Annotated in this window: 20 protein-coding genes and 1 tRNA gene; 8 read left to right on the forward strand and 13 right to left on the reverse strand. The window is 73.7% G+C overall.

The window, feature by feature from the left end; translation table 11 throughout:
* The first annotated feature begins 67 nt into the window (after positions 1-67).
* On the forward strand, positions 68-4,276 hold the full coding sequence (locus tag ABZO31_RS16140; protein ID WP_406861919.1) for a PAS domain-containing protein: 4,209 nt from the start codon (positions 68-70) through the stop codon (positions 4,274-4,276).
* 91 nt (positions 4,277-4,367) lie between these two features.
* Here the strand turns inward: ABZO31_RS16140 and ABZO31_RS16145 are convergent, their stop codons facing one another.
* From ABZO31_RS16145 to ABZO31_RS16180, 8 genes are all read right to left on the reverse strand, one after another.
* Positions 4,368-6,014 carry a long-chain fatty acid--CoA ligase gene (locus ABZO31_RS16145; protein ID WP_406861920.1) on the reverse strand — a complete coding sequence of 549 codons (1,647 nt, stop codon included), beginning with the start codon at positions 6,012-6,014 and terminating at the stop codon, positions 4,368-4,370.
* A gap of 147 nt (positions 6,015-6,161) precedes the next feature.
* On the reverse strand, positions 6,162-6,728 hold the full coding sequence (locus ABZO31_RS16150) for a SigE family RNA polymerase sigma factor (protein ID WP_406861921.1): 567 nt from the start codon (positions 6,726-6,728) through the stop codon (positions 6,162-6,164).
* A gap of 202 nt (positions 6,729-6,930) precedes the next feature.
* Positions 6,931-8,100 (reverse strand): lipid-transfer protein, encoded by a 1,170-nt coding sequence (locus tag ABZO31_RS16155; RefSeq protein WP_406861922.1) that lies wholly within the window; start codon positions 8,098-8,100, stop codon positions 6,931-6,933.
* A complete protein-coding gene (locus ABZO31_RS16160; RefSeq protein ID WP_406861923.1) occupies positions 8,097-8,480 on the reverse strand; it encodes a MaoC family dehydratase in 384 nt (127 codons plus the stop codon). Before ABZO31_RS16160 ends, ABZO31_RS16155 begins: the two co-directional genes overlap by 4 nt.
* A 50-nt stretch (positions 8,481-8,530) precedes the next feature.
* On the reverse strand, positions 8,531-9,577 hold the full coding sequence (locus ABZO31_RS16165; protein ID WP_406861924.1) for an acyl-CoA dehydrogenase family protein: 1,047 nt from the start codon (positions 9,575-9,577) through the stop codon (positions 8,531-8,533).
* Between the two features lie 2 nt (positions 9,578-9,579).
* Entirely contained in the window at positions 9,580-10,569 is a 990-nt protein-coding gene (locus ABZO31_RS16170) for a bifunctional MaoC family dehydratase N-terminal/OB-fold nucleic acid binding domain-containing protein (RefSeq protein ID WP_406861925.1), read from the reverse strand.
* A complete protein-coding gene (locus ABZO31_RS16175) occupies positions 10,566-11,753 on the reverse strand; it encodes an acyl-CoA dehydrogenase family protein (protein WP_406861926.1) in 1,188 nt (395 codons plus the stop codon). Before ABZO31_RS16175 ends, ABZO31_RS16170 begins: the two co-directional genes overlap by 4 nt.
* A 250-nt stretch (positions 11,754-12,003) precedes the next feature.
* A complete protein-coding gene (locus tag ABZO31_RS16180; protein ID WP_406861927.1) occupies positions 12,004-12,312 on the reverse strand; it encodes a hypothetical protein in 309 nt (102 codons plus the stop codon).
* Positions 12,313-12,673: 361 nt separating this feature from the next.
* Here ABZO31_RS16180 and ABZO31_RS16185 point away from each other — a divergent pair, with 361 nt between their 5' ends.
* The gene (locus ABZO31_RS16185; protein WP_406861928.1) at positions 12,674-13,549 is read left to right on the forward strand and encodes a bifunctional DNA primase/polymerase; all 876 of its coding nucleotides are present in this window, start codon (positions 12,674-12,676) and stop codon (positions 13,547-13,549) included.
* On the opposite strand, the gene ABZO31_RS16190 is transcribed toward ABZO31_RS16185, so the two are convergent.
* Positions 13,520-14,314: a DUF2637 domain-containing protein gene (locus ABZO31_RS16190; protein ID WP_406861929.1), complete on the reverse strand. Its 795-nt coding sequence runs from the start codon at positions 14,312-14,314 to the stop codon at positions 13,520-13,522. The two genes, ABZO31_RS16185 and ABZO31_RS16190, sit on opposite strands and share 30 nt — an antisense overlap.
* Positions 14,315-14,766: 452 nt before the next feature.
* Between ABZO31_RS16190 and ABZO31_RS16195 the strand changes: the two genes are divergently transcribed.
* Positions 14,767-15,222, forward strand: a complete 456-nt coding sequence (locus ABZO31_RS16195) for an SCO4225 family membrane protein (protein WP_406861930.1) — start codon at positions 14,767-14,769, stop codon at positions 15,220-15,222.
* A 65-nt stretch (positions 15,223-15,287) separates the two neighbouring features.
* Here the strand turns inward: ABZO31_RS16195 and ABZO31_RS16200 are convergent.
* A tRNA-Ser gene (locus ABZO31_RS16200) sits at positions 15,288-15,372 on the reverse strand.
* A gap of 36 nt (positions 15,373-15,408) precedes the next feature.
* The gene (locus ABZO31_RS16205; RefSeq protein ID WP_406861931.1) at positions 15,409-16,899 is read right to left on the reverse strand and encodes a S1C family serine protease; all 1,491 of its coding nucleotides are present in this window, start codon (positions 16,897-16,899) and stop codon (positions 15,409-15,411) included.
* A 214-nt stretch (positions 16,900-17,113) separates the two neighbouring features.
* Here ABZO31_RS16205 and ABZO31_RS16210 point away from each other — a divergent pair, with 214 nt between their 5' ends.
* From ABZO31_RS16210 to ABZO31_RS16220, 3 genes are all read left to right on the forward strand, one after another.
* Positions 17,114-17,920: a glycerophosphodiester phosphodiesterase gene (locus ABZO31_RS16210; RefSeq protein ID WP_406861932.1), complete on the forward strand. Its 807-nt coding sequence runs from the start codon at positions 17,114-17,116 to the stop codon at positions 17,918-17,920.
* Between the two features lie 75 nt (positions 17,921-17,995).
* Positions 17,996-18,595, forward strand: a complete 600-nt coding sequence (locus tag ABZO31_RS16215; protein WP_406861933.1) for an ATP-binding protein — start codon at positions 17,996-17,998, stop codon at positions 18,593-18,595.
* A 265-nt stretch (positions 18,596-18,860) separates the two neighbouring features.
* The gene (locus ABZO31_RS16220; protein ID WP_406861934.1) at positions 18,861-19,832 is read left to right on the forward strand and encodes a DUF5926 family protein; all 972 of its coding nucleotides are present in this window, start codon (positions 18,861-18,863) and stop codon (positions 19,830-19,832) included.
* Positions 19,833-20,052: 220 nt separating this feature from the next.
* On the opposite strand, the gene ABZO31_RS16225 is transcribed toward ABZO31_RS16220, so the two are convergent.
* Together ABZO31_RS16225 and ABZO31_RS16230 are read right to left on the reverse strand one after the other, a co-directional pair.
* Entirely contained in the window at positions 20,053-20,652 is a 600-nt protein-coding gene (locus ABZO31_RS16225; RefSeq protein ID WP_406861935.1) for a hypothetical protein, read from the reverse strand.
* 182 nt (positions 20,653-20,834) lie between these two features.
* Positions 20,835-21,518, reverse strand: a complete 684-nt coding sequence (locus ABZO31_RS16230; protein WP_406861936.1) for a bifunctional DNA primase/polymerase — start codon at positions 21,516-21,518, stop codon at positions 20,835-20,837.
* 331 nt (positions 21,519-21,849) lie between these two features.
* Here ABZO31_RS16230 and ABZO31_RS16235 point away from each other — a divergent pair, with 331 nt between their 5' ends.
* Positions 21,850-23,397 (forward strand): PP2C family protein-serine/threonine phosphatase, encoded by a 1,548-nt coding sequence (locus ABZO31_RS16235; RefSeq protein ID WP_406861937.1) that lies wholly within the window; start codon positions 21,850-21,852, stop codon positions 23,395-23,397.
* Between the two features lie 189 nt (positions 23,398-23,586).
* Positions 23,587-25,044, forward strand: a complete 1,458-nt coding sequence (locus tag ABZO31_RS16240; protein ID WP_406861938.1) for an aminopeptidase P family protein — start codon at positions 23,587-23,589, stop codon at positions 25,042-25,044.
* The last annotated feature ends 54 nt before the right edge of the window (positions 25,045-25,098 follow it).

Raw genomic sequence — 25,098 nt, forward strand, 5'->3', positions numbered from 1 at the left:
CCGCGGGGCAAGATGAGGCCCCGCCCGTCGCCAAGGGCAAGGCAGTGGTCAGGGAGGAACCGTCGTCGTGAGCAGCAGGCCATCCCGAGGCGCTGCTCGCCTCGCAGCCATACTCGACGCCCTCCCCGACGGCCTCGTGCTGGTCAACTGCAACGGCACGGTCGTCAACGCCAACACCATCGCGCTCGGCCTCTTCGAGTCCCCCGGCACCGCCCTCGTCGGCCGCGGCCTGCTCGATCTGCTGCCCGAGTTCGACTCGCGGCTCATCCCCGGCTCCATGCGCCGCCCCGACGCCGCCGACGACCGCGGCCGGACCAAGCCCGCCCGGATGATCGCGCGCCGCACCGACGGCAGCGAGTTCCCCGTCGAGGTGACCAGCGCGAGCCTGGAGGACGGCCGCGAGGCGTACGACTCGCACTCCTCCTACACCGGCGACGAGCTGCTGATGCTCGTCGTCCGCGATCTCACCGGCACCGTCGACACCGAGGCCGAACTGGCCCGCTCGCAGCGGCAGACCGAGATGATCCTGCGCGCCGCGTCCGAGGGCGTCGTCGGCACCGACACCGACGGCCGGGTCGTCCTCGTCAACCCGGCCGCCGCCCAGATACTCGGCTTCCGCGCCGGCGACCTCGGCGGCAAGGAGCTGCACCCGCTGATCCTGCACTCGCGGCCGGACGGCGAACCGTTCCCGTACGCCGAGTCGCCGCTCGCCGACACGCTCCGGTCCGGCCGCAAGCACCGGGTCCGCGGCCAGGTGCTGTGGGCGAAGGACGGCTCGAAGGTCCCCGTCGACCTCACCACCGCGCCCGTCCGCGACGGCGACCAGCTCGTCGGCGCGGTCATGACCTTCACCGACCGGCGCCCGTACGAGCAGATGGAGGAAGAGCGCGCCGCCGAACTCACCGCGCGCGAGGAGCGGCACGCCGCCGAGCTGAGCGAGCGGGACGAGCGGCACGCCGCCGAGCTCGCCGAGCGCGAGGAGCGGGCGGCCGGGGAGCTGGCCGAGCGGCAGGAGCGGCTGGACGAGCTGGAGCAGCGGCACACGGAGCTGGCCGCCCGGCACGAACAGCTCGCCGCCCTCCTCGACCGGTCGCTGCGCGGCCCGCTGGACGAACTGCGCGCCGAGCTCTCCGGGCTGGCCGCGGACGACGCCGGTCAGCTCTGGCCCGAGGCCAACCAGCTGCTGCACCATCTCGCCGCGGGCTACGGGCGGATGACCACCCTCGTCGACAACGTCCTCGGGTACCAGCGGCTGGCCGGCGGCTCCGACGCGCTGGCCAAGGCGCCGGTCATGCTCGACGGCGTCGTGACCGCCGGCATCGACGGCGCGGTCGAGCTGATCGGCCCCGGCCGGGCCCAGTTCGCCGTGCACGCGCCTCCGATCGAGGCGGAGGTGGACGCGCCGCGTCTGATCACCGCGCTCGCGCATCTCGTCGCGGACGTCGCCGGCGTCGACGCGACCGGCAAGTCCACCGTCACCCCGGCCCCGGGCGGCGGCTACGTCGACTCGACCCTCGTGGTCGCGGCGGCGCAGCGCGGCGACGTCGTACGCATCGAGGTGCGCGGCCCGTCCGCCGGGGGCGACGCCGTGCACCAGCCCGTCGTCCGCGGGATCGTGGCCGCCCACGGCGGTGTGCTGCAGACCCACGAGCTGCCGGGGATGAGCGGCAGCGCGTACGTGCTCGAGGTGCCGATCGGCGCCGGGCGCGGCACGGTGACGCCCGAGCCCGCGCCCGCCTCCGTCGAGGAGCCCGTCGCCGCTCCCGCGCTGCCCGCGCAGCAGAACGGCGAGACCACCGGTGGCGGACGGCGGCGCGCCCGGCGGTCGTCCACCGACGCGTTCCTGGAGAGCCCGATGGCCCCGGAGGACGGTCCCGCCGCCGAGCCGAGCGGGCGTCGCCGTGGCCGTACGGAGGAGGCGCCCGCGGCCGCCGAACTGATCCCGGCCCAGAACGCGGGCGCGGTCGAGCCCACGGGCCGTCGGCGCGGCCGGCCGGCCGAGGGCGCCGTGGTGACGGCGGCGGAGGGCGCCCAGGGGCGGCCCGCGCTCGGCGCTGCCGTACCGCCGCAGGGCGTCCCGGCGGACGCCGCGGCGGTCCCCGCGACGCGTTCCGGCCGTCGCGCCCGCCGCGCGGCCCCGGAAGCCATGCCGGCCCTCCCGCCCGCCGGCCCGTCGAACGAGCCCGGCCCCGCCGCCCTGCCCGCGGCGAGCGGCATGAACACCGGGAACGCCGCGAGCGGACCGGAGAGTGCGGACGCCACGCCGGCGGCCGGCATGCCGGTTCCCGCGACCCCGGCGCCCGACATGCCGGTTCCCGCGACCCCGGCGACCGGCATGCCGGTTCCCGCGACCCCGGCGACCGGCATGCCGGTCGCGGCCGCTCCCGGGATGCCGGGCGGACCGGCCGTCGTGACGCCGGCAACCGGCGTACCGAGCCGGGGCGTCCGGCTGACGCCTGCGGGTCCGCAGGGCGGCCCCGAGGCCATGGCCCTCCCGGCCCCGGCCGCCCCGTCGGCACCCACGGGCCCGGTGCCCCCGGGCATCCAGGCCGCCCCGACCCCCGTTGCCCCCGTCGCCCCCGGTACGACGTCCCAGGGCGGACCCGCGACGCCCGCCGCCGGCGTGCCGAACCCGCCCGCCGCGGGGATGCCTCCCGGCCTCGTGCCCATGGGCGCCGACGGCGCACCGGCACCGGCCGGCGCCAACGGCGTCCCCGAGGGCGCGGCCATGACCCCCGTCGGCCTCGTGCCCGCGGCCGCTCAGGCTCCCGCGGCCCCCGAAGCCGGTCCCGCCCCCGTCGACACCACCCCGCCCCACGGCACCGACCCCGCCCGCCCCGGCGGTCGGCGGCGCCGGGCGCTCGGCGGGGCGGCGGCGGCCGAAGGCGAGGAGCCGCGGGCGCCGTTCGCGCTGCCGCCCGCCGACGCGGACCGGCAGCAGGACGCCGGCGACGAGGGGCGGCACGACGCCGCGCGCGACGAGCCCGACGAGGACCACACCCCGCCGCAGCCGCACCCGCTGCCCACCGGCCGACGCCGCGCGGCCGCCGCGCAAGAAAGCGGCACCGGTTCCGTACCGCTGCCGCCCGCGCTGCCCATGCCGGCCCAGGCCCCGACTCCGACCCCGGCCTCCCGCGCCGCGCAGCCGCTCCCCGCGGAGGCGCCGACCGGCGAGACCACCCAGGGGCGGGCGTTCAGCGTGCGCACCCTCGGCCAGGGCGTGCCGTTCGCGCAGCAGATCGCCACGCAGCAGAACGGTTCCGGCCGCCGCCGCAAGCTGGCGACGCCGCCCGCGGACGACCGTCCCCTGCCGCTGCCCGCCGCCGAGCCCCCGGCCCCCGCCGCAAAGGCCAAGGCACAGCCCCAGCCGCAGACCCCGGCCGCCCCGCAGCCCGTGCCGCCGCCGAAGCCGGCCGCGCCCGGGGAGGGCCGCTCGTACGCCATAGGGGCGCCCGACCAGGACGCCGACGAGGGCCCCGAGCCGCTCGACGGCCCCGGCGGCGCGGTCGAGATCGCCAACCAGCCGGCCCCGCTGCCCGTCGACGACGAGCTGCCGCCGGAGCCGCTCGACAACCCGCGCCGACTGCTCGTCTGGCCCGCGCCGGACGTGGCCACCCAGCAGGCGCTGAGCGACCGCGGCTACCGGCCGGTGATCGTGCACTCCCGCGAGGAGGTCGACGCACAGATCGCCGCCTTCCCGGCCGCGCTGTTCGTCGACCCGCTGACCGGCCCCATCACGCGTACCGCGCTCCAGTCGCTGCGTCAGGCGGCCGTCGCGGCCGAGGTCCCGGTGCTGCTGGCGGCCGGGCTCGGGCAGGCGACGCGGGAGGCCGCGTACGGCGCCGACCCCGCCGTCCTGCTCAAGGCGCTGGCGCCGCGCGACAGCGAGCAGCACCCGTCGCGCGTGCTGCTCATCGAGGAGCAGGACGACATCGCGAACGCGCTGACCGCGACGCTCGAACGGCGCGGGATGCAGGTGGCGCGGGCCGCCGCGGACACCGACGCGGTCGCGCTGGCGACGCAGACCCGGCCGAACCTCGTGGTCATGGACCTGATGCAGGTGCGCCGGCGGCGCGCCGGGATCATCGACTGGCTGCGCGCCAACGGCCAGTTGAACCGCACCCCGCTGGTCGTCTACACCTCCGCCGGGCTCGACGAGGAGGAGCTGCCGAAGCTGTCCTCCGGCGAGACCGTGCTCTTCCTGGCGGAGCGCTCCACCAGCGACGAGGTCCAGGCCCGGATCGTCGACCTGCTGGCGAAGATCGGCACGAACTGAGCGCGACGAACCGAGCGCAAGCACGAACTGAGCGCAACGAGAAGGGGGGTTCACCGCATCGCGCGGTGAACCCCCCTTCCGTACGCCCGCCTTACAGCGTCGTGACGTCCAGCTCCCCGTCGGCGTACTGCTTCCGGATCACCTTCTTGTCGAACTTGCCGACGCTCGTCTTCGGCACCGCCGGGATCAGCGCCCAGCGCTCCGGCAGCTGCCACTTGGCGATGCTCTCGCCGAGGAACGTCCGCAGCGTCTGGTAGTCGGCCGTCGCCCCCTCCTTGAGCACGACGGTCGCCAGGGGGCGCTCGCCCCACTTGTCGTCCGGGACCGCGACGACCGCCGCCTCGGCGACCTCCGGGTGGGCCATCAGCGCGTTCTCCAGCTCGACGCTGGAGATCCACTCCCCGCCGGACTTGATGACGTCCTTGGCCCGGTCGGTGAGCGTGAGGTAGCCGTCCGGGCTGATCACGCCGACGTCACCGGTGCGCAGCCAGCCGTCGGGGCTGAACTTGTCGTCCGGGACGAGCGGTTCGCCGGTGATGCCGCCGTAGTACGCGCCCGCGATCCAGTTGCCGCGCACCTCCAGCTCGCCGGCGGACGTGCCGTCCCAGGGCAGCACGGAGCCGTCGGGGCCGACGAGCCGGGGCTCGACACCGGCCGGGAAGCGGCCCTGCGAGACGCGGTACGGCCATTCCTCCTCGGGGGTGAGGCCGGCCGGCGGGTGGCCGACGGAGCCGAGCGGGGAGGTCTCCGTCATGCCCCAGGCGTGGACGACCCGGACGCCGAGCTTGTCGTACGCCTCCATCAGGGACGGCGGGCAGGCCGCGCCGCCGATGGTGACGGTCTTCATGCAGGAGATGTCGCGGCCGTGGGCGGTGACCTCGGCGAGCAGGCCCTGCCAGATGGTGGGCACGGCGGCGGCGTGGCTGGGCTGCTCGCGCTCGATCATCTCGGCGAGCGGGGCGGGCTGCAGGAAGCGGTCGGGCATCAGCATGCTGATGCCGGTCATGAAGGTGGCGTGCGGCAGGCCCCAGGCGTTGACGTGGAACTGCGGGACGACGACGAGGGTCGTGTCCTTGTCCGTCAGGCCCATCGACTCGGTCATGTTGACCTGCATCGAGTGCAGGTAGATCGAGCGGTGCGAGTAGACGACGCCCTTGGGGTCGCCGGTGGTGCCGGAGGTGTAACACATGGCCGCGGCGCGGCGTTCGTCCAGCTCCGGCCAGTCGTACGTGGTCGGGCGGCCGGCGATCAGTTCCTCGTACTCGTGCACGCGGGCCGTCGCGCCGTCGAGGACGGAGCGGTCGCCGGGGCCGGAGACGACGATGTGCTCGACGGTCGGCAGGTGCGGCAGGAGCGGCGCGAGCAGCGGCAGCAGGGAGCCGTTGACGAGGACGACCTTGTCGGCGGCGTGGTTGACGATGAAGACCAGCTGCTCGACGGGGAGGCGGAGGTTCAGGGTGTGCAGGACCGCGCCCATCGACGGGATGGCGAAGTACGCCTCCACGTGCTCGGCGTTGTTCCACATCAGGGTCGCCACGCGGTCGTCGTCCTGGACCCCGAGCTCGTCGCGCAGGGCGTTCGCCAGCTGCGTGGCGCGGGTGCCGGCCTCGGCGAAGGTGCGGCGCTGCGGCTCGGGCTCGCCGGTCCACGTGGTGATCGTGGACTTCCCGTGGATCGTCATCCCGTGATGGAGGATACGGGTCACGGTCAGCGGTATGTCCTGCATGGTGCTCAGCACGGCGTCCTCCCGGTGGGCGCTACGTGGCCTGGAACGGTGTGCAGATTCTGCGCACATACCGCGCGGTATGTCACTACCCGGGAGTAGGGAAAATAAGAAAGTGCCAGTGATCGCTGGCCGAGTGCGCTGCGGCGGCCGCGGGGCGCGTCAGCGGACCGGCGTCAGCTCCGGGTCCTCGCGGAGCTTGCCCAGCGCCCGCGAGACGGCGCTCTTCACCGTGCCGACGGACACCCCGAGCACCTCGGCCGTCTGCGCCTCGCTGAGATCCTCGTAGTACCTGAGGACGACCATCGCCCGCTGCCGGTCGGGGAGCTTCATCACCGCGCGCCACATCGCGTCGTGCAGCACCTGCTGCTCGGCCGGGTCCGGCTGGGGCAGCCCGAGCGGCTCCGGCAGGTCGTCGCAGGCGAACTCGTCGACCTTGCGCTTGCGCCACTGCGAGGTGCGGGTGTTCACCAGGGCGCGGCGGACGTAGCCGTCCAGGGCGCGGTGGTCCTCGATGCGCTCCCAGGCCACGAACGTCTTGGCGAGCGCGGTCTGCAGCAGGTCCTCCGCGTCGCTCGGGTTCGCGGTGAGCGAGCGGGCGGTGCGCAGCAGCACGGGTCCCCGGGCCCGTACGTACGACGAGAACGAGGCGTAGGCCGAGGGTCCGGCGGCGGGCGTGGGCTTCGGCTTGGAGGCCCCGGCGCAGACGGGACCGGGTCGCGGAGTCATGCCTCCACGCTAGGAGCGGGTGCCGTACCCGGGGATCGGCCCCAGGTCCCGAACCCTGATCCGCCTCAGGTTGTAGGGGTGGGGACGGCCGGACCTCCTGAAGGTGGAGGGCCGGATCAGGGTCGTCGGGGTCGGACCCGGATCCGCCGCCGCGGCGGACGCCGGACCCGCCGCCGTACGAGGCTCCCGCCGCCCCGCCGCGTCACGTCCCGTCCGCCCCCAGGACGAGCCCGGACGTCGGGACTCCGGTTCCCGCCGTCACCAGGGTGCGGGCCGCGCCCGGGACCTGGTTCACCGAGGTGCCGCGCACCTGGCGGACCGCCTCCGCGATGCCGTTCATGCCGTGCAGGTACGCCTCCCCCAGCTGCCCGCCGTGCGTGTTCAGCGGCAGTGCGTCCGCCGCGACGAAGTCCGCCGCCTCGCCCGGGCCGCAGAAGCCGAACTCCTCCAGCTGCATCAGCACGAACGGCGTGAAGTGGTCGTACAGGATGCCGACGTCGATGTCGGAGGGCGCCAGCCCCGACGTCCGCCACAGCTGCCGCGCCACCACGGCCGTCTCCGGCAGCCCGGTCAGCCCGTCGCGGTAGAAGCTGGTCATCGCCTCCTGGTTGCGCCCGGCCCCTTGCGCCGCCGCCACCACGACGGCCGGCGGCTGCGGCAGGTCGCGGGCCCGCTCGACGGAGGTGACGACCAGCGCCTGGCCGCCGTCGGTCTCCTGGCAGCAGTCGAGCAGCCGCAGCGGTTCGACGATCCAGCGCGAGGCCGCGTGGTCGGCGAGCGTGATCGGCTTGCCGTGGAAGTACGCGGCCGGGTTGGTCGCCGCGTGCCGCCGGTCCGTCACCGCCACGTGCCCGAACGCCTCCGGCGTCAGCCCGTACGCGTGCAGGTACCGCTGCGCGGCCATCGCCACCCACGACGCGGGCGTCAGCAGCCCGTACGGCAGCTGCCAGCCGAGCGCCGCGCCCTCGGCGGACGGCTCCCGCCGCTGCACGCCGGAGCCGAAGCGGCGCCCGGAGCGCTCGTTGAAGGCCCGGTAACAGACGACGACGTCCGCGATCCCGGTCGCCACGGCGAGGGCGGCCTGCTGGACCGTGGCGCAGGCGGCGCCACCGCCGTAGTGGATGCGGGAGAAGAAGGACAGCTCGCCGATGCCGGCCGCCTGCGCGACGGTGATCTCGGGGCTGGTGTCCATGGTGAAGGTGACCAGGCCGTCGACGTCGGCGGGGGTGAGCCCGGCGTCGTCCAGGGCCGCGTGCACGGCCTCCACGGCGAGCTTGAGCTCGCTGCGCCCGGAGTCCTTGGAGAACTCGGTGGCGCCGATGCCGGCGATCGCCGCCCGCCCGCCGAGGGTGTCCCCGCGCCGCAGGCTCATCGCGGGACCTCCACGGTGACGGTGCCGGTGACGTGGTTCCCGAGCCGGTTCGCGCCGACGACCCGTACCCGGAGGGTGTCCCCGTCGGCCTCGGTGACCGTGCCGGTCAGCGTCATCGTGTCGCCGGGGTGGTTGGGCGCGCCGAGCCGGATCGCCACCTTGAGGAGCACGGCGCGGGGGCCGAGGCAGTCGGTGACGTACCGGCCGACCAGGCCGTTGGTGGTCAGGATGTTCATGAAGATGTCCGGGGAGCCCTTCTCGCGGGCCAGTTCGGCGTCGTGGTGCACGTCCTGGTAGTCGCGGGAGGCGATCGCACCGGCGACGATCAGGGTGCGGGTGACGGGGAGGACGAGGGGCGGCAGCTCGTCTCCTGGCTTCAACTCGTCTCCTGGCTTCAACTCGTCTCCGGGCTTCGACTCGTCGCCGGGCTTCATGCGGACTCTCCGATCGCGGTCGTGGGACGGTCGTCATTCGCCAGCAACTCACCCAGTTCCTGGAGCAGTTCGGCCCCGCGGCCGAGGTACGCGTCGAGCTGCCGGCCCCACAGGAAGTGCCGGTGCACGGGGTGGTCGAGGTCCGCGCCCGCGCCGCCGTGGAGGTGCTGACCGGCGTGCACGACCCGCGTGCCCGCCTCGGACGCCCACCACGCCGCCGTCAGCGCCTGCTCGGCGCACGGCAGCCCCTCGTCGTACCGCCAGGCCGCCTCGTACGCGGTGACCCGGATCGCCTCCGTGTCCATGTACGCGTCGGCGGCCCGGAGTTGGACGCCCTGCCGGGTGGCCAGCGGCCGCCCGAACTGCTCGCGCCGGTTGACGTGGTCGACCGCCCGGGCGAGGGCGCCCGCGCAGACGCCCGCCTGGAGTCCGGCGAAGGCGACACGGGCCACGGCGAGCATGTCCTCGTACGCCCCCGGCCCCTCGCCGAGCCGTTCGCCGGGCGCGCTGTCCAGGAGCAGCCGGCCGGCCGACCAGGGGGCGGTGAGCTCGACGGGCTCGACGACGGCGTCGGAGGTGCGGACGAGCCACAGACGGCGCTCCTCGTCGGGTACGAGGACGTGGGTGGCGTCCCGCAGCCACGGCGCCCACGGGACCTCCCCGGTGAGCCGGGCGCCCCGGAAGTCCACGGGTACGGGGAAGGCGCCGGTCGCGATCGCCGAACCGTCGCGCAGCGCGGGCAGCAGCCGGGCGCGCTGTTCGTCGGTGCCGTGCCGGGCGACGGCGAGGATGCCGTACACGGCACTCGCCGCGAACGGCGTCTGCGCGGTGGTCCGGCCCTGCTCCTCCAGCATCAGCACGAGGCCCAGCAGCCCCAACTCCTCGACCGCGGCGGGCAGTCCGGCCGCGCACAGCGCTTTCCACAGCTCGGCGTCCGTGCCGGTGCCGGCGGCGGCGAGCCGTTCGTGCGTGGCGAGGTCGCCGAAGATCCGCGCGGCCAGCTCGCGGGCCGCGGTCTGCTCCTCGCTGGGCGTGAAGTCCATGGTCACCCCTCGGTCCCCGGCAGCGCCCGGAACACCGGGAGCTCCAACTCCTCGTCGCACCGGCGGAATTCCAGCCGCACCGGCATCCCGATCCGCACCTTGTCGTACGGCACCCCGACCACGTTGCTGATCATCCGCACGCCCTCCGCCAGCTCGATCAGCCCGACCGCGTAGGGCGGGTCGAAGGCGGGGAACGGGGGGTGGTGCATGACGACGTACGAGTGGACGAAGCCGTCGCCGCTCGCCTCGACGGTGTCCCACTCCTGGCCGCCGCAGGCGTTGCAGCCGGGCAGCCAGGGGAAACGGAGGGTGGCGCAGGCGGTGCAGCGCTGGATCAGGAGCCGGTGGGCGGCGACGCCCTCCCAGAAGCCGGCGTTGTCGCGGTTGATCACGGGCCGCGGGCGGAGTGGGGGCTTCTGCTCCTCCTTCGGCTTCCGGGCCGCGGGGGCGTACTTGAGCACCCGGAAGCGGTGGGTGCCGGCGAGTTCGCCGCCGGCCCGGACGTCCATGCGGGTCGTGACGAAGTACCCGGTGCCGAGCCTGGTCGTCTTGCGCGGCGACACGGACTCGATCACCGAGTCGAAGGTGATCACGTCCCCGGGGCGCAGCGGGCGCAGGTACTCCTGCTCGCAGTCGGTCGCGACGATCGAGGTGCAGCCCGCCGCGTCGAGCAGGGCGGACATCTCGTCGTACGCGGAGGCCGGGCCGTCGGCGTGCCCGGACAGGCCGCCCATCGTCCACGCCTGCAGCATGGTCGGCGGCGCGACGGCGTCCGGACCGGTGTACGCGGGGTGGGCGTCGCCCATGGCCTCGCACCAGTGCCGGATCATGGGCTCGTTGACGGGGTCCTTGCCGCGCCCGGCGGTGGTGTTGGCCCGGCCTTCGTAGCTCTTGAGCCGGTCGTGGAGCGGGTCTTCGTGGTGGTTGTGGCTGCCGTGGTTGTGGCTGCCGTGGTCGTGGCTGCCGTGGTCGCTCGTCGTCGTCCCGCTCATCGCCGCCCCCTCGTCCGCATCCCCAGCCGCATGGTGGCGACCAGCTCGCGCTGGACCTCGCTGACGCCGCCGCCGAAGGTGTTGATCTGGGCGGCGCGGTTCATCCGCTCCAGCGCGCCGTCGCCGAACGTGCCGGGGGAGCCGGCGCGGACGAGTCCGGCGTCGTCGGCGATCTCCTGGCAGATCCGGTACACCTCCACCGCGGACTCGGTGCCCGCGAACTTCACCCCGCTCGCGTCCCCCGGCAGCAGCCGGCCCGCGCCGACCTCGCCGACGAGCCGCCAGTTGAGCAGCCGGGTGGCGGCGAGCCGGGCGTGCGCCTCGGCGGCCCGGGCCCGCACCCAGGGCTCGTCGATGCGGCGGCGGCCGGTGACGGGGTCGGGGGTGCGGGCGGCGGCGAGGGCGGCGGCGTAGAAGTCCTCGGCCTGCATGCCGATGGCGGCGAGGGCGACGCGCTCGTGGTTGAGCTGGTTGGTGATGAGCGTCCAGCCGCCGTTCTCCGGTCCGACGAGGTTGCCGGCGGGGACGCGGACGGCGTCGTAGTACGTGGCGGTCGTCGTCTGTCCGCCGACGGTGTCGATCGGCGTCCAGGAGAAGCCGGGGGCGTCGGTGGGGACGAGGACGATCGAGATGCCGCGGTGCGGGGCGGCGTCGGGGTCGGTGCGGCAGGCGAGCCAGATCCAGTCGGCGTGCTGGGCGTTGGAGGTGAAGATCTTCTGCCCGTCGATCAGCCAGTCGTCACGGTCGCCGTCGCCGTCGCGGACGGCCCTGGTCCGGAGGGAGGCGAGGTCGGTGCCGGCCTCGGGCTCGCTGTAGCCGATGGCGAAGACGAGCTCGCCGCGCAGGATGCGGGGGAGGAAGAACTCCTTCTGCCGCTCGCTGCCGTACTTCATCAGCGTCGGCCCGACGGTGTTGAGCGTGACCATCGAGACGGGCGCGCCGGCGCGGTACGCCTCGTCGAAGAAGACGAACTGCTCGTCGGGCCCGCGGCCCCGCCCGCCGTACTCCTCCGGCCAGCCGAGCCCGAGCAGCCCGTCGGCACCGATGCGGCGCAGCAGCCGGCGCTGGGTCTCGGGGGCGTCGGGGTCGCGGGGGTCCGGGGGGCCGTCGGGCATGAGCGCGGCGAAGTACGCGCGGAGCTCGGCGCGCAGCCGGAGCTGCGGTGCGGTCGGGGCGAGGTGCACGGCGAGGGCCTCCCGGGGTGCGCTCTCCGATCAGGGTTCCTGACTGTCCGTCAGAAACGGTTCGGATGTCAAGACACCCGGACCGGCACACGGCGGCGGCCCGTACGCCGGTACCGAAGTACCGCCGTACGGGCCGCCGTTCACCCCGTCCTCACGCCCCCGCCGTCACGCCCCCGTCGTCACGCCCCCTCGTCGCTCCCCCGTCATCGTTCCCCCCGTCGGGCCGGATCCCGTCGCGCGGAGGCCGGGGTCACCACCAGAGCGGATAGAAGGTCACCGAGGTGTTGTCCTGGTCGATCGCGGTGAACGCGGAGCCGTTCACACTGGCGTTGTTGCTCTGGTTGGAGGCGCCGGAGCCGGTGGCCACCTGCTGGCTGGTGGTCGAGTTGCCGAAGTTGTCGCCGCCCACGCCGCTGCCGGCGATCGAGGCCACGCTCGTGTTCGATCCGTCGTCCGCGAAGCCGCCGTTGTCGGCCTGGGCCACACCGCCGAGGAGCGCGACGGCGAGGGGCAGGGCGGCGACAGCGGCGATGACGCGGGCGGTACGGATGCTTGCCATGTGTGTTTCCTCCAGAAGTACGGCTATAAGTGCAGCTTGTCACCGGGCAGTCGGCCGTCCGCCTCGGTCGTTCTCGCTGATCACGACGTCGCGACTCCAGAGTTGCCCAGCGAATCCCCGGCGAACCACCGCAGGCCGGTCGATTCCCCCTCAAGCGTGAGGACAAGTCGATAAACGTCCTTGATGAAAGAAGCCGCAGGTGGAGGGGGAGACGAGGGCGCGACACGACCCCGGAGCCGGGCCGCCGCAAGGGAGAAAAGGTTCCACCACGCTCGGGAACCCTTCCCTCGCCTCCCCGACAAATCGACATGCGCGGCCCTGGCGACTACCGATCTTCGAACGCATGTACGAAAATGAACCCATGGCCTTCTCGGACCGGCAGACCGCCACCCTGGCCCTCGCCCACGCCCTCTCCGCGGCGGAGCGAGGGCTCCCCGTCATCCCCCTGTCCCCCACGAAGCTCCCCGCGCTGCGCTCCCCGCACCACGACGACGCCCCGGCCCCCGGCGCGGCACGCTGCCGCGGCGAGTGCGGCCTGCTCGGTCACGGCGTGCACGACGCGACGACGGACCCGGCGGGCGTCCGGGCCCTGTTCGCGGCGGCGCCGTGGGCGACGGGGTACGGCATCGCCTGCGGCCGGCCCCCGCACCACCTGATCGGCGTCGACCTGGACACGAAGGGCGAGACGGACGCGGTGGCGGCGCTGCGCGAGCTCGCGCTGCGCCATCTGTTCACGCTGCCGCCCACGGTCACGGTCGTCACGCCGAGCGGCGGCCGGCATCTGTGGCTGACGGGCCCGCCGGACGTGGTGGTCCCGAACTCGGCGAGCCGGCTGGCGCCGGGCATCGACATCCGCGGTACGGGCGGCTACCTGGTCGGCCCGGGCTCGGTCACCGCCCACGGTGCCTACCGCCTCGCGGAGGGCTCCGCAGGCCGGGACCCGGCGCCGTGCCCGCGGGCGCTGCTGGCCCTGATCGCGCCGCCGCAGCAGGCCCGCCACCGCACGGCCCCGAACGGCCCTCCGCCCCGCGGCGCGGGCCTGATCCACTTCGTCCTGGCAGCCCACGAGGGCCAGCGCAACACCCGTCTGTTCTGGGCGGCCTGCCGCGCCTACGAGAACGGCCTGGGAGACACCCTGGCCGAGCAGCTGATCGGCGCGGCCGTCCGCACGGGCCTCACGGAGGAGGAGGCCCGTGCGACGGTGGCGTCAGCGGCCCGGCTGACGACCCGCGCCTGACGGCTGCGGGCCGGAGTGGGCGCCCCGCCGCCCCTGGCGCTTCGAGGAGAACTGCCCGACGAGCTCCCAGAAGCACACCAGGGAGGTGATCGGCGGAATCCCGAGCGTCACGTACGCCAGCACGGAGTGGGAGGAGTGACTGACGCAGAGGGCGACCGCCATGCCCGAGGTCACCAGGAGCACGCCCCAGGAACGGCTCGCGGGCTGGTGCTGGACGGTCGCCCGCAGAATCGACAGCGCGGCCACGAACCACGGCCCGTACACCGTGAGCGGCCACCACTGCGCGAGGTGGCCGGGCAGCACGGACTCGGACGTGATGCGGAGCTGCCCGTACGTGTAACTGACGGACCAGGCAAGGAGACAGGCCGCGCACAGCGCGATGACGGCGAAGAGAAGACTCACCTGCGTGACGCGCTGATAGACCTTCAGGAACCGCTCGACGTGCGGCTTGGGCCGCGACCGCCGCCGGTCGATCCGCGAGGGCGGCGGTTCGTTCGAGGAATAGGGGGGCGGGAACGATTCAGCGACAGGGGGCGCGGCAGTGGGCGTGACAGCGGGCGCGGGCGGGACCGTGGCCGTGGCCGCCAGCATCTGCGCCAACTCCTCCTCGAAGTTCTGGTGCGTCAGAGTGCTCTCCCGGACCCCCCGGTCGTCCCAGGTCTGCTGCGCCGGGATGGGTGTGCCGTAGGGATCCAGCGTCTCGGGCCCCGGCCTCATGGGGTGGGGCGGGATGTAATAGCTCGGTCGGTTGCTGTACCAGTCCATCCGATTCTTCCGTCCAGAACACGCGAGGTACGCCCTCAGCCGGTCAACCTGTACGCGGTGCCGTTCGTCGGAAGAATCCTTTCTCCGCAGTCGTTCGACTCAGTCACGCCCCCATAACGACCCTGATCGCAAGAAGGGTTGTACGGCATCCGGGTGACAAAACCCCCCGAACGAATGACACCCCCCACCACCCCCAAACGCTTGTCCGACAAGCCTCCCGCCGCCCCGCTCCGCCCCGCTCCGAGATCGCAAGCGGTAGCCGCGACGCGTTCGTTCGCACCGGCGCCGGTCATGGGGATGGTTGCGCGGTGTCCCCGGCGTGCTCACCGTGGACGACTCTGACCAGGTACGCAGGGCCGAGCAGGATGAGTAGGCGTACTCAGGTGGCGGTCCTCGGCAGCTTCGAGACTGGGTGCAGGTCGAACGAAGCGGAACAGGAAACGGGGAACGACATGGTGCGGCGCTGGTCGAAGGCTGAGATGTGGGCGCCCGGCGCGTACCTGGCACTGGTGGTCGCGATGCTGGTCTACCTCGCGGTCGGCCAGGAGAACGGGGACAGCGGGTTCTTCGGAGTCTGGCCGATCCTGGCCACGGCGCCGGTCAGCATCCTGCTGTTGACGTTCTTCGGACCCGCGGCGGACGCCCTGGACTCGGCCCCGCCCATGGACCCCCATCCCCAGTACGGCTCCCAGCCGCCCACGAAGCTGCCCACGGACTACCCCTCGGAGTCGGACCCGCGCCCCGCGGACTGGGCACCGGACACTTCCGTGGCCGCCGAGCCCTCGATGTGGGACGGACTCGGCCTCTACGCCGCGGTCCTGGTCAGCGCCCTGGTCAACGCCGCGGCGATCTGGGCCGTGCTCCGCTACGTGGCGCGCCGGCGCGAAGCCACGAGCGTGCAGGTCTAGCGCCGGAGGGCGGGCACCCTGATCGGGTGTCCGCCCTCTGACCTGCTACTTCTCTGAACTGCAAGCGGTGGGTGTGGGATTTGAACCCACGGTGACTCGCGCCACGACGGTTTTCAAGACCGTTCCCTTAGGCCGCTCGGGCAACCCACCCGCGCCCTCGCGGGGCGTGGGGGACAGCCTAGCCGGTCAGTTGTCGCCCGTGCGCTGGCCGAGGGTGAGGGTGACCGTCGTGGGCTTGCCGTCGCGTTCGTAGGTGAGCTTCACCTGGTCGCCCGGCTTGTGGGTCCAGATCTCGGAGATCAGCGTCGGGCCGCTGTCGATCTGCTTGCCGCCGAACTCCGTGATCACGTCGCCCGGTCGCAGCCCCGCCTTCGCCGCCGGGCCGTTCGCGGTGACCGCCGGCGTGCCGCCCGCGCCCTCCTCGGCGATGGCCGCGCCCTCGCCCTTGTCCGTCATGTTCACCGTCGCGCCGATCACCGGGTACACCGGCTTGCCGGTCTTGATCAGCTGCTCCGCGACGTTCTTCGCCTGGTTGACCGGGATCGCGAAGCCGAGACCGATCGAGCCCGCCTGCGACTGGCCCATGCCGTTCCCGGCCGACTGGATCGCCGAGTTGATGCCGATCACCGCGCCGCTCGCGTCGAGCAGCGGACCGCCGGAGTTGCCCGGGTTGATCGACGCGTCGGTCTGCAGCGCGCTCATGTACGAGTTGCCGCCGCCCGAACCGTCGCCCGAGGCCACCGGGCGGTTCTTCGCGCTGATGATGCCCGTGGTGACCGTGTTCGACAGGCCGAACGGCGCGCCGATCGCGATCGTCGAGTCGCCCACGGCGACCTTGTCCGAGTTGCCCAGGGGGAGGGGCTCCAGGCCGTCCGGCGCGTTCTTCAGCTTCAGGACCGCCACGTCGTAGCCCTGCGCCCGGCCGACGACCTCGGCGTCGTACGTCTTGCCGTCCGAGAACGTCGCCGAGAGCGTGCCGCCGTCCGCCGCGGACGCCACCACGTGGTTGTTCGTGAGGATGTGGCCTTCCTTGTCGTAGACGAAGCCCGTGCCCGTGCCACCCTCGCCCTCCGGGCCCCCGGCCTTCGCCTGGATCGTGACCACGCTCGGCAGCGCCTTGCCCGCCACCGCCGCGACCGTGCCCGGCGCGCGCTTGAAGTCCGCCGGGGAGTTGCCCGAGGAGACCGTCGTCGAGCTGACCGTGTCGTCGTTGCGCTCGGCCGCCCAGTACCCGATGCCGCCGCCGACGCCACCGGCCACCAGCGCCGCCGCGAGCACCGCGGCCACCAGACCGCCCGTCCGCCGGCGCGGCGGCTGCGGCCCGGGGGCCGCAGGCGTGGGCGCGCCCCAGACCGGGCCACCGCCGCCGGCCGCCCCGTACACGGGGGTGGCCGGCGGAGGCGGCGGCCACCCCGACTCCTGGTACCCGGAGCCCGCGGCCGCGGCGGGAGCGGAGGCCGGTGCCCCCGCCGGGGCCGGAGCCTCCGTCGGTGCGGGCGGGATCTGCGGCAGCGGCGCGGTGGCGGGCTCGGGCCGGGGGGAGTGCCCGGGCTCCTCCGACGGCGCCGCCGCCGACGGAGCAGCGGCGTCCGGCGTCGGTGGAACGGGAGGTGCAGGAGGTGCGGACGGGGCGCTCGAATCCGCCGATACCTTGGCGCCCTCGTTCTCGGTGCTCACAGCTCTCTCCTCAGTCACTGCGCAGGTCGTCGTCTGTTCCAGGGGCAAGCTTTTCCCACCGGCCGTCAGGCCACTGTAAGCGGGACCTGTGGGTTCCCCCAGGATCCTTTATGCCGGACATAACGGACAGCCGGAAGGTGGGCCTGCCCGCCCGGGGAGGGTGCTCCCCCTTTCCCCCATGGGCCTGCCGCCCCGCGGATGACACCATGTCGCGGTGACCCACGCACGGCAGCACACGATCCAGGTCGTCGCCCACCGCGGCGCCTCCGAGGACGCCCCCGAACACACCCTCGCGGCCTATGTGAAGGCCATCGAGGACGGCGCCGACGCGCTCGAATGCGATGTCCGGCTCACCGCCGACGGCCACCTCGTCTGCGTCCACGACCGCCGCGTCGACCGCACCTCCAACGGCCGCGGCGCCGTCTCCGCGCTCGAGCTCGCCGATCTCGCCGCCCTCGACTTCGGCACCTGGAAGGGCCGCGAGGACGCGACCGAGGGCCCCGACTGGGGAGACCGCGAGTACACCTCCGTCCTCACCCTGGAGCGGCTGCTCGAACTCGTCGCGGACGCCGGCCGCCACATCGAGCTGGCCATCGAGACCAAACACCCCACCCGCTACGCCGGCCAGGTGGAGGAGAAGCTCCTCGAGCTCCTGCGGCGGTTCGGCCTCGCCGACCCCGAGCCGGACGACTCGCCCGTCCGGGTCATGAGCTTCTCCGCGCGGTCCCTGCAGCGGATCGAGCGCGCCGCACCGACCCTCCCCACCGTCCATCTCACGCAGTTCCTCACCCCGCGCCTCAAGGAGGGCCGGCTGCCCGGCACCACCCGCATCGCCGGCCCCTCCATCCGCATCGTGCGCCACCACCCCACCGTGGTGCTCCGGCTCCAGCAGGCCGGCCACCAGGTGCACGTGTGGACCGTGGACGAGCCCGAGGACGTCGAACTCTGCGCCCGGCTCGGCGTCGAGGCGATCATCACGAACCGGCCGAAGCAGGTGCTCGCGCACCTCGGCCGCACCTGAGTCACAGTCACCTCACCCGCCCCACCCTTCACAAGGAGTGCTCCGGCGCGTTCGGAGCGTGATCATTCGTCACGAGTGCGTCACCGGAGCCTTACTGACCGGTTTCCGGAACTGGTCGCAGGGGCATTGACACCGTGGCGTGGGGTGAAGGAGGTCTCGGGGGTGGCGTTGGTGGTGGCACAGGAAGTGCCCACGTCGTCGAGCATGGCCGTACCCCATGGCCCTGCGGGCGTGGGGGAAGCGCGACACCGGATGCGGGAGCAGTTGCACCGCAGCGGAGTGGCCCAGTCGGTCGTCGACGACGCGGTACTGATCCTTTCCGAACTGCTCAGCAATGCCTGCCGGCACGGCAGACCGCTGGGGCGCGCCGAGATCGGCGACGGCGATGTGCGCGCGGCCTGGCGACTGGACGGCGCGGGCGGGCTGACGGTCGAGGTGACGGACGGCGGTGGTCCGACCCGCCCGGTTCCGGCCACGCCCTCGGTCACCGCACGCGGCGGCCGCGGGCTGAACATCATCAGCGCGCTGGCCCAGGACTGGGGCGTACGGGACAGCGCGACCGGCGAGGTCACCGTCTGGGTCCTCGTCGCCGCCGGCCACCGCCGCGAGGACTTCGCGTCGAGCGTCGCCGGCCCGGGCTACGAACTCCTCGACGTGTACGAGGACCTGGACTGACCGTACGAGCCACGGGGCGAGGAACCGCGGTACTCCGGGGCCGCGGGGCCGACGAGCCGCGGGACCGTGCGGCTTCCCGGAGGGCCTGTACGCGGCGGGGCCTCGGGCGGGGAGCGGTGCGGGCGGGGTGGGCGACGACGCGGCCTCCGCGCCCGTACGAGATCCCGCACCGCGTCCGCCACCGCCGACGTCGCCCCCGCGCGGGCCCCGGGCGGCTAGGCTCGCGGCGGAGAACGCACCGCCGCTAACGGGAGAAAGCCACACCATGGCCAAGAAGCGCCCCCAGACGAAGGCCGTCACACCGCAGCTGACCGACGGAGAGATCCCGGTCGTCGGGGCCCGCGAGCCCTGCCCGTGCGGTTCGGGTCGCCGCTACAAGGCGTGTCACGGGCGGGCGGCCGCGCACGCCGCCACCACCCAGCACGTCCAGCGCCCCTTCGAGGGGCTGAACGGCGAGTGCGACTGGGTCGCCCTGCGCGAACTGGTGCCCGCCGCCACCGCGTCGCTCGCCCTGAAGGGCGGCCTGCCCGACGGCGTGCCGTCCGTGACGCTCGCGACCGTACTGCCCATGGCCTGGCCGGCGCTCCGCCGCGACGACGGCTCGATCCTCCTCGCGCTGCAGAACGAGTCCTCCTCCGGCGACCTCGCCCGCGACCTGGCCGACACCCTCCAGCGCGCCCTGGAGGCGGAGCCCGGCACCCCGGTGCCCGCCCGCCGGGTGCCCGCCGAGGGCCCGCGCCTGCAGGATCTGTTCGACGCGGACGTCGATTTTGCGCCGGAGGTGCACGAGGGCTTCGAATTCTGGGTCCCGGAGTCCGGCGAGAACGCCTCCCCCGAGGTCACCGCCTCGCTGGAGCGCGCCAACGCCGCCGCGATCCCGACGGTCCGGCTGAACGGCGTCGACGCCGCGTACTGGTGCGAGACCCCCGACAAGAACCACCTGCGCTGGGTCATGCCGCACCCCGAGGAGAAGCTGCTCGACGCGCTGGCCAGGCTGCACGCGGCCGGGACCTCCTCGCTGGGCGAGGGCACCCGCCTCGTCGGCTCCTTCCGGGCGCACGGCCTGATGGTCCCGGTCTGGGACCTGCCCAGCGAGATGGGCGCGGAGGAGTGCGAGAAGCCGGCGGCCGAACTCGCCGAGCGGCTGGCCTCGGCGCTCGCCGAGGACGCCCCGCTCACCCCCGAGCAGCGGCGCGCCCGCGGGGGTCTCACGAACCGTCAGGTCACGCTGAGCTGAGCCGCGGGGCGGCGTGGGTGACTGACAGACCGGCCAGTCGGTGACGTCCGCCACAACACGCCGCCCCGCCCCGGCGAATACCTGACTGAATTACCGAGATCGAATTTGCGAACGGCAGATCTCTTGTTACGGTTCTGGAAGCCCGGTCGCTGGTGCATCCCCCGTCGCCAGCGATCGGGCCTTCTCATGCCCGCCGTCGGCGCCCACGGCCCCCGGGCCGTCAACTCCCCTTTGACGCAAGCGCGTTGCTTCCCGACCGCAACAGCAGCGGAGTCGAGTCCCCTTCGCCCGCGCCGGCGAACTCCGCCACCGCGCTGTACTCCGAAACCGGCTCTCTCGTGCGTTCCCGCGGAGTTTCACAGGCGCCCGGTTCGTCCGCCGCGGAAACCGCGCAATGCATCTGCACGGTCCGTCCTCCGGGAGACATCAAAGTGAGCACCGCGGCCAGCTCCCGGCCGGAGGCGTTGCGGTAGTACGTACGCCCCCAGGTCTCCGTGCCCTCCGTCAGGACGCAGGTCTGCGCCTCGATCCCGTCGGGGGAGGTGAGCTCGGGTCCGCAGACGGAGGAGCGGGGCGGGGGAGCCGCGGCGGGGGTGGGGGACGTGGTCTCGCGCGCGGTCCGGGACTCGGTCCCGTTCTCGGCCCGGGTCCCGTTTTTCTCGGCCCGGGTCCGGGGCTCGGTCCGGTTCTCGGACGCCGGCGTTCTCACCACGGACAGCAGGCCGCGCTTCTCGCCCCCGCCCTCCCCGGCGAACGCCGCCAGCGGCACCAGCACCGCGCACACGACGGCGGCTCCGAGCCCGATCACCCGCAGATTCATGGCCCCACCTGTGCCGTCGCGACGATGACGCACCGACGATAGCGACGGGCGGCGCGGCGCCGGGCCGCCGTGCGCCCGATTCCCGTACAACTCGGCCCCGCTCACACCCGTACGGGTGACGGGTCCGCACACATACGCCGGCCCCGCCCCGGTGCGGAGCCGGGCCGTGCGTACCGCGCCGCTCAGTAGGCCAGCCGGCTCCCGCCGCCCGGCGCGCTCGCGCTGGCGTCGACCAGCGCGTCGACGACCGCCTCCACGTCCGGCAGCCACGGCTTGGCCGAGCCCGGCAGCGGCGGCCGCTCCCAGCGCACCTGCCCGGTCCCGACCACCGACGGCGGCAGCATCAGATAGCCGCCCTCGCCGTGGAACCGCAGCGAGCTGGGCACGGAGTCCTTCGTGTACAGCAGCTCCCCCAGCTGCTCCAGGCCGTACGGCGCGACCAGCAGCGCCAGCCGGGTCGGCGTGGCGACCACGGGGCCGAGCCGCATGCCCCAGTCGTCGAGCACGCTCAGCGCCCGTGCGCCCGCGACCGCCGGCAGACTCACCGCGCAGGGCGCGCGGCCACCGGTGGCGAGCACCACCGGGGCGTCCGGGCGGTTGGTCCACCACCAGCGCACCATGCGCTCGTCGGTGGTGGCCGCGAGCAGCCCGGGGTCGAAGGGGTGTGCGCCGGGGACGACGCACTCGGGGTCGGGGCAGGCGCAGCCGCGCCCGCGGTCACCGCGGCCTCCGGCCGCCTTGAGTCCCACGCCGGGAAGCACGGGCCACTGCCAGTCGACGGCGCAGGTCAGCGCCGTCCGAAGCTGCTCGGTCCTTCCCGTGCGCCGGAACCGGAGCCTGCGTCGCATTCCGAGGATCTCGCGCATGAGCGCTCGTTCCTTTCCGTTGAACGCCGAGGTCCACATCACACCACGTGCGGATCTGTTCACTGTGCGTATCAGCGCTTCGCCGCCCCTGGAATCCGGGGCCGAGTCGGGCTCGTCGTTCGTCTGACGCGTGGCGAGGCGGCGCAGGATCTGCGCCCGCTGTCGCCTGTGGCGGCAAGGGCCATCACCGTGTACGTACCCGACACGGCCTTCGACTCAACGCTCTTTCAAACGACGCCAGTCGACCGCAAAAGGTGCACAGCGGGGGTAATTTTCAGCCAAGTTAGGCCCGAGATCAACACTCACGGACACCACAAGTCTCGCGCGGACAATGCTGGACATCCCTCCTCGGGTGCGTGTAGATGTGGATGCATTGCTGGCGGCGCAGATTGACATGGGGGTTTGCGATGCTCAGGCACGAAACGCACCCGTCGGAAAGCCGACGACCATGAGCGCCCCCCGCCTGCCGAAAGTGGCCGGAATCGACTCCACAGTCCCTGCGCCCGCTCACACTGCGGGCCCCCTGGCCGAGGTCGCCCCCGCTCCCGGGGCCCTGATCCAGGACCGTCTCGCCGGCTGGGTCTCCGACCTCACCACCCTCCACGAACTCATCGAACGCCTGGTCAGGACCGCCACGCTCGACGACGGCCTCGCCGAGCTGCTGCGCGCCGGCTCCGCGCTCGTCGGCGCCCGCCGCGGCATGGCCGTCCTCGAACCCGCGGACGGACTCGGCCCCGCCACCACCGTCGGCCTCGGCCTCGCCCACGCCGATCTCGGCAGCATCGAGACGGTGCCGCGCAGCGCCACCTCGTACGGGCGCCTCCTCGACGGACTGCCGGACCCCGGCGCCCACCCCGATCTGCTCGCCGAGGCCGGACTCGACCCGCGGCACCGCGAGGTCGCCGCCCGGCTGGGCTACGCCGCCAGCTACGCCCTGCCGCTGGACGGGCAGGTGCACGGGCAGGGTTCCGGTACGGCTGGGGAGTCCGGTACGGCGTTCGGTACGGCGGGGGAGTCCGGTACGGCCGACCGGCTCGGCGCGGTCGTCTGGCTGTACGACGAGCCCGCCGAGCCGAACGAACGCCAGCGCCACCTCATCGGCCACTACGTCACCTACGCCGCCGCCCACCTCGCCCGCCTCGTCGAGCTGCAGCGCGCCCGCACCCAGATCGCCACCGTCGCCGAGGAGCTGCTGCCCAGCCGCCTCCCCCGGGTACCCGGCGTCCAGCTGGCCGCCCGGCACCGCACCCATCCGCGCGGCGGCGGCGACTGGTACGACGCGCTGCCGCTGCCCGAGGGCGCGCTCGGCCTGGCCGTCGGCTCCGTCTCCGGCGGCGGCCCCAGCGCGCTGGCCGCCATGGGCCGGCTGCGTGCCTCCCTCCGGGCGTACGCCGTCATGGAGGGCGAGGACCCGGTCGCCGTCCTGTCCGACCTGGAGCTGCTGCTCCGGCTCACCGAGCCGGCCCGCACCGCCACCGCGCTCTTCGCGTACGCCGAGCCGGGCCTGCGCAAACTGGTCCTGGCCGGGGCCGGGCACACCCCGCCGCTGATCGTCGGCGAGCGCCGCACCGAGTACGTCGAGACCTCGCTGTCCGCGCCGCTGGGGATGCTCTCCTGCTGGGAGGCGCCGAGCGTGGAGTTCTCTCCCGAGCCCGGAGAAACGGTGCTGCTGTACACCGACGGGCTGCTGCGCCGTACCGGCGACCCCATGGACCGGGCCTTCGCCCGGCTGCACGCCGCCGCCGCGAGCGTGCCGAAGGCCGACCGCGCGGACCCCGGGGCGATCGCCGACCACGTGCTGCGCACGATGCTGCCGGAGGAGCTCGACCGGCCGGCGGAGGGCGAGGACGTGGTGATCCTGGCGGCCCGCTTCGAGTGAGCGTCGTGGCCCGTCCGCGTGAGCGCCGTGGTCCCCCTCGCGTGAGCGACGCGGTCCCCTTCGCGTGAGCCGTTCTCGGCCAGGCGGGACCGGTGACTCATCGGTAACAGGTCCTACGGCCCTGGGACCCCTTCCGTACGACCGTACGATGGGGATGGTCCAGTGTCGTACCAAAGGAGGCGGACCCCCGTGGCCGAAGAGCTCATCCCGGAGACCCCGGAAGAGGGCGAGAAGCCGATCAAGCAGCGCAAGAACGGTCTGTACCAGGGCGTGTCCGACGAGCTGGCCGAGAACATGAAGTCCGGCTGGGCCGACACGGAGCTGCACGGCTTGGAGCCGATCGCGCAGGCCGCGCACACCGCCGCCCGCCGCGCCGCGCTCTCCGCGCGCTTCCCCGGCGAGCGCCTGGTCGTCCCGGCGGGCAACCTGAAGACCCGCTCGAACGACACCGAGTACAGCTTCCGCGCCTCCACCGAGTACGCCTACCTCACCGGCGACCAGACGCACGACGGCGTCCTCGTCCTGGAGCCCACGGCCGACGGCCACGAGGCGACGATCTACCTGCTGCCGCGCTCCGACCGCGAGAACGGCGAGTTCTGGCTCGACGGCATGGGTGAGCTGTGGGTCGGCCGCCGGCACTCCCTCGCCGAGGCCGAGCAGCTGCTCGGCCTCCCGGCGAAGGACGTCCGCGAGCTGCCCGAGGCGCTCAAGGAGGCCACCGGCCCGGTCCGCGCCGTGCGCGGCCACGACGCCGGCATCGAGGCGGCGCTGACCGACAAGGTCACCGCCGAGCGCGACGAGGAGCTGCGCGTCTTCCTGTCCGAGGCCCGCCTCGTCAAGGACGCGTTCGAGATCGCCGAGCTGCAGAAGGCGTGCGACTCCACCGCCCGCGGCTTCGAGGACGTCGTCAAGGTCCTCGACAAGGCCGAGGCCACCAGCGAGCGCTACATCGAGGGCACGTTCTTCCTGCGCGCCCGCGTCGAGGGCAACGACGTCGGCTACGGCTCCATCTGCGCCGCCGGCCCGCACGCCTGCACCCTGCACTGGGTCCGCAACGACGGCGCGGTCCGCTCCGGCGAGCTGCTGCTGCTCGACGCCGGTGTGGAGACCACCGAGCTCTACACCGCCGACGTCACCCGCACCCTGCCGATCAACGGCCGGTACTCGGAGATCCAGCGCAAGATCTACGACGCCGTGTACGAGGCGCAGGAGGCCGGCATCGCCGCGGTGAAGCCGGGCGCCGCCTACCGCGACTTCCACGACGCCGCGCAGCGCGTGCTCGCCGAGAAGCTCGTCGAGTGGGGCCTCGTCGAGGGCCCGGCCGAGCGCGTCCTGGAGCTCGGTCTGCAGCGCCGCTGGACCCTGCACGGCACCGGCCACATGCTCGGCATGGACGTCCACGACTGCGCCGCCGCGCGCGTCGAGGCGTACGTCGACACGACGCTGGAGCCGGGCATGTGCCTGACCGTCGAGCCGGGCCTGTACTTCCAGGCCGACGACCTGACGGTGCCGGAGGAGTACCGGGGCATCGGCGTCCGGATCGAGGACGACATCCTCGTGACGGAGGACGGCAACCGGAACCTGTCCGCCGCGCTGCCGCGCCGGTCGGACGAGGTCGAGGCGTGGATGGCGGAGCTGAAGGGCTGACCCTTCCTCCGGTCACGGGGCCCCTGCCGACTGCGCTCGGCGGGGGCCCTGTCG

Origin of the sequence: Streptomyces solicamelliae, assembly GCF_045348655.1 — a bacterium.
Taxonomy (GTDB): domain Bacteria; phylum Actinomycetota; class Actinomycetes; order Streptomycetales; family Streptomycetaceae; genus Streptomyces; species Streptomyces solicamelliae.

What these genes read in the sequence shown, in the direction of transcription:
- ABZO31_RS16150 (WP_406861921.1), bottom strand. Translation starts at nt 6,728, where the DNA reads ATGACTCCGCGACCCGGTCCCGTCTGCGCCGGGGCCTCCAAGCCGAAG.
- ABZO31_RS16155 (WP_406861922.1), bottom strand. Translation starts at nt 8,100, where the DNA reads ATGAGCCTGCGGCGCGGGGACACCCTCGGCGGGCGGGCGGCGATCGCC.
- ABZO31_RS16165 (WP_406861924.1), bottom strand. Translation starts at nt 9,577, where the DNA reads ATGGACTTCACGCCCAGCGAGGAGCAGACCGCGGCCCGCGAGCTGGCC.
- ABZO31_RS16170 (WP_406861925.1), bottom strand. Translation starts at nt 10,569, where the DNA reads ATGAGCGGGACGACGACGAGCGACCACGGCAGCCACGACCACGGCAGC.
- ABZO31_RS16180 (WP_406861927.1), bottom strand. Translation starts at nt 12,312, where the DNA reads ATGGCAAGCATCCGTACCGCCCGCGTCATCGCCGCTGTCGCCGCCCTG.
- ABZO31_RS16185 (WP_406861928.1), top strand. Translation starts at nt 12,674, where the DNA reads ATGGCCTTCTCGGACCGGCAGACCGCCACCCTGGCCCTCGCCCACGCC.
- ABZO31_RS16190 (WP_406861929.1), bottom strand. Translation starts at nt 14,314, where the DNA reads ATGGACTGGTACAGCAACCGACCGAGCTATTACATCCCGCCCCACCCC.
- ABZO31_RS16195 (WP_406861930.1), top strand. Translation starts at nt 14,767, where the DNA reads ATGGTGCGGCGCTGGTCGAAGGCTGAGATGTGGGCGCCCGGCGCGTAC.
- ABZO31_RS16220 (WP_406861934.1), top strand. Translation starts at nt 18,861, where the DNA reads ATGGCCAAGAAGCGCCCCCAGACGAAGGCCGTCACACCGCAGCTGACC.
- ABZO31_RS16225 (WP_406861935.1), bottom strand. Translation starts at nt 20,652, where the DNA reads ATGAATCTGCGGGTGATCGGGCTCGGAGCCGCCGTCGTGTGCGCGGTG.
- ABZO31_RS16230 (WP_406861936.1), bottom strand. Translation starts at nt 21,518, where the DNA reads ATGCGCGAGATCCTCGGAATGCGACGCAGGCTCCGGTTCCGGCGCACG.
- ABZO31_RS16235 (WP_406861937.1), top strand. Translation starts at nt 21,850, where the DNA reads ATGCTGGACATCCCTCCTCGGGTGCGTGTAGATGTGGATGCATTGCTG.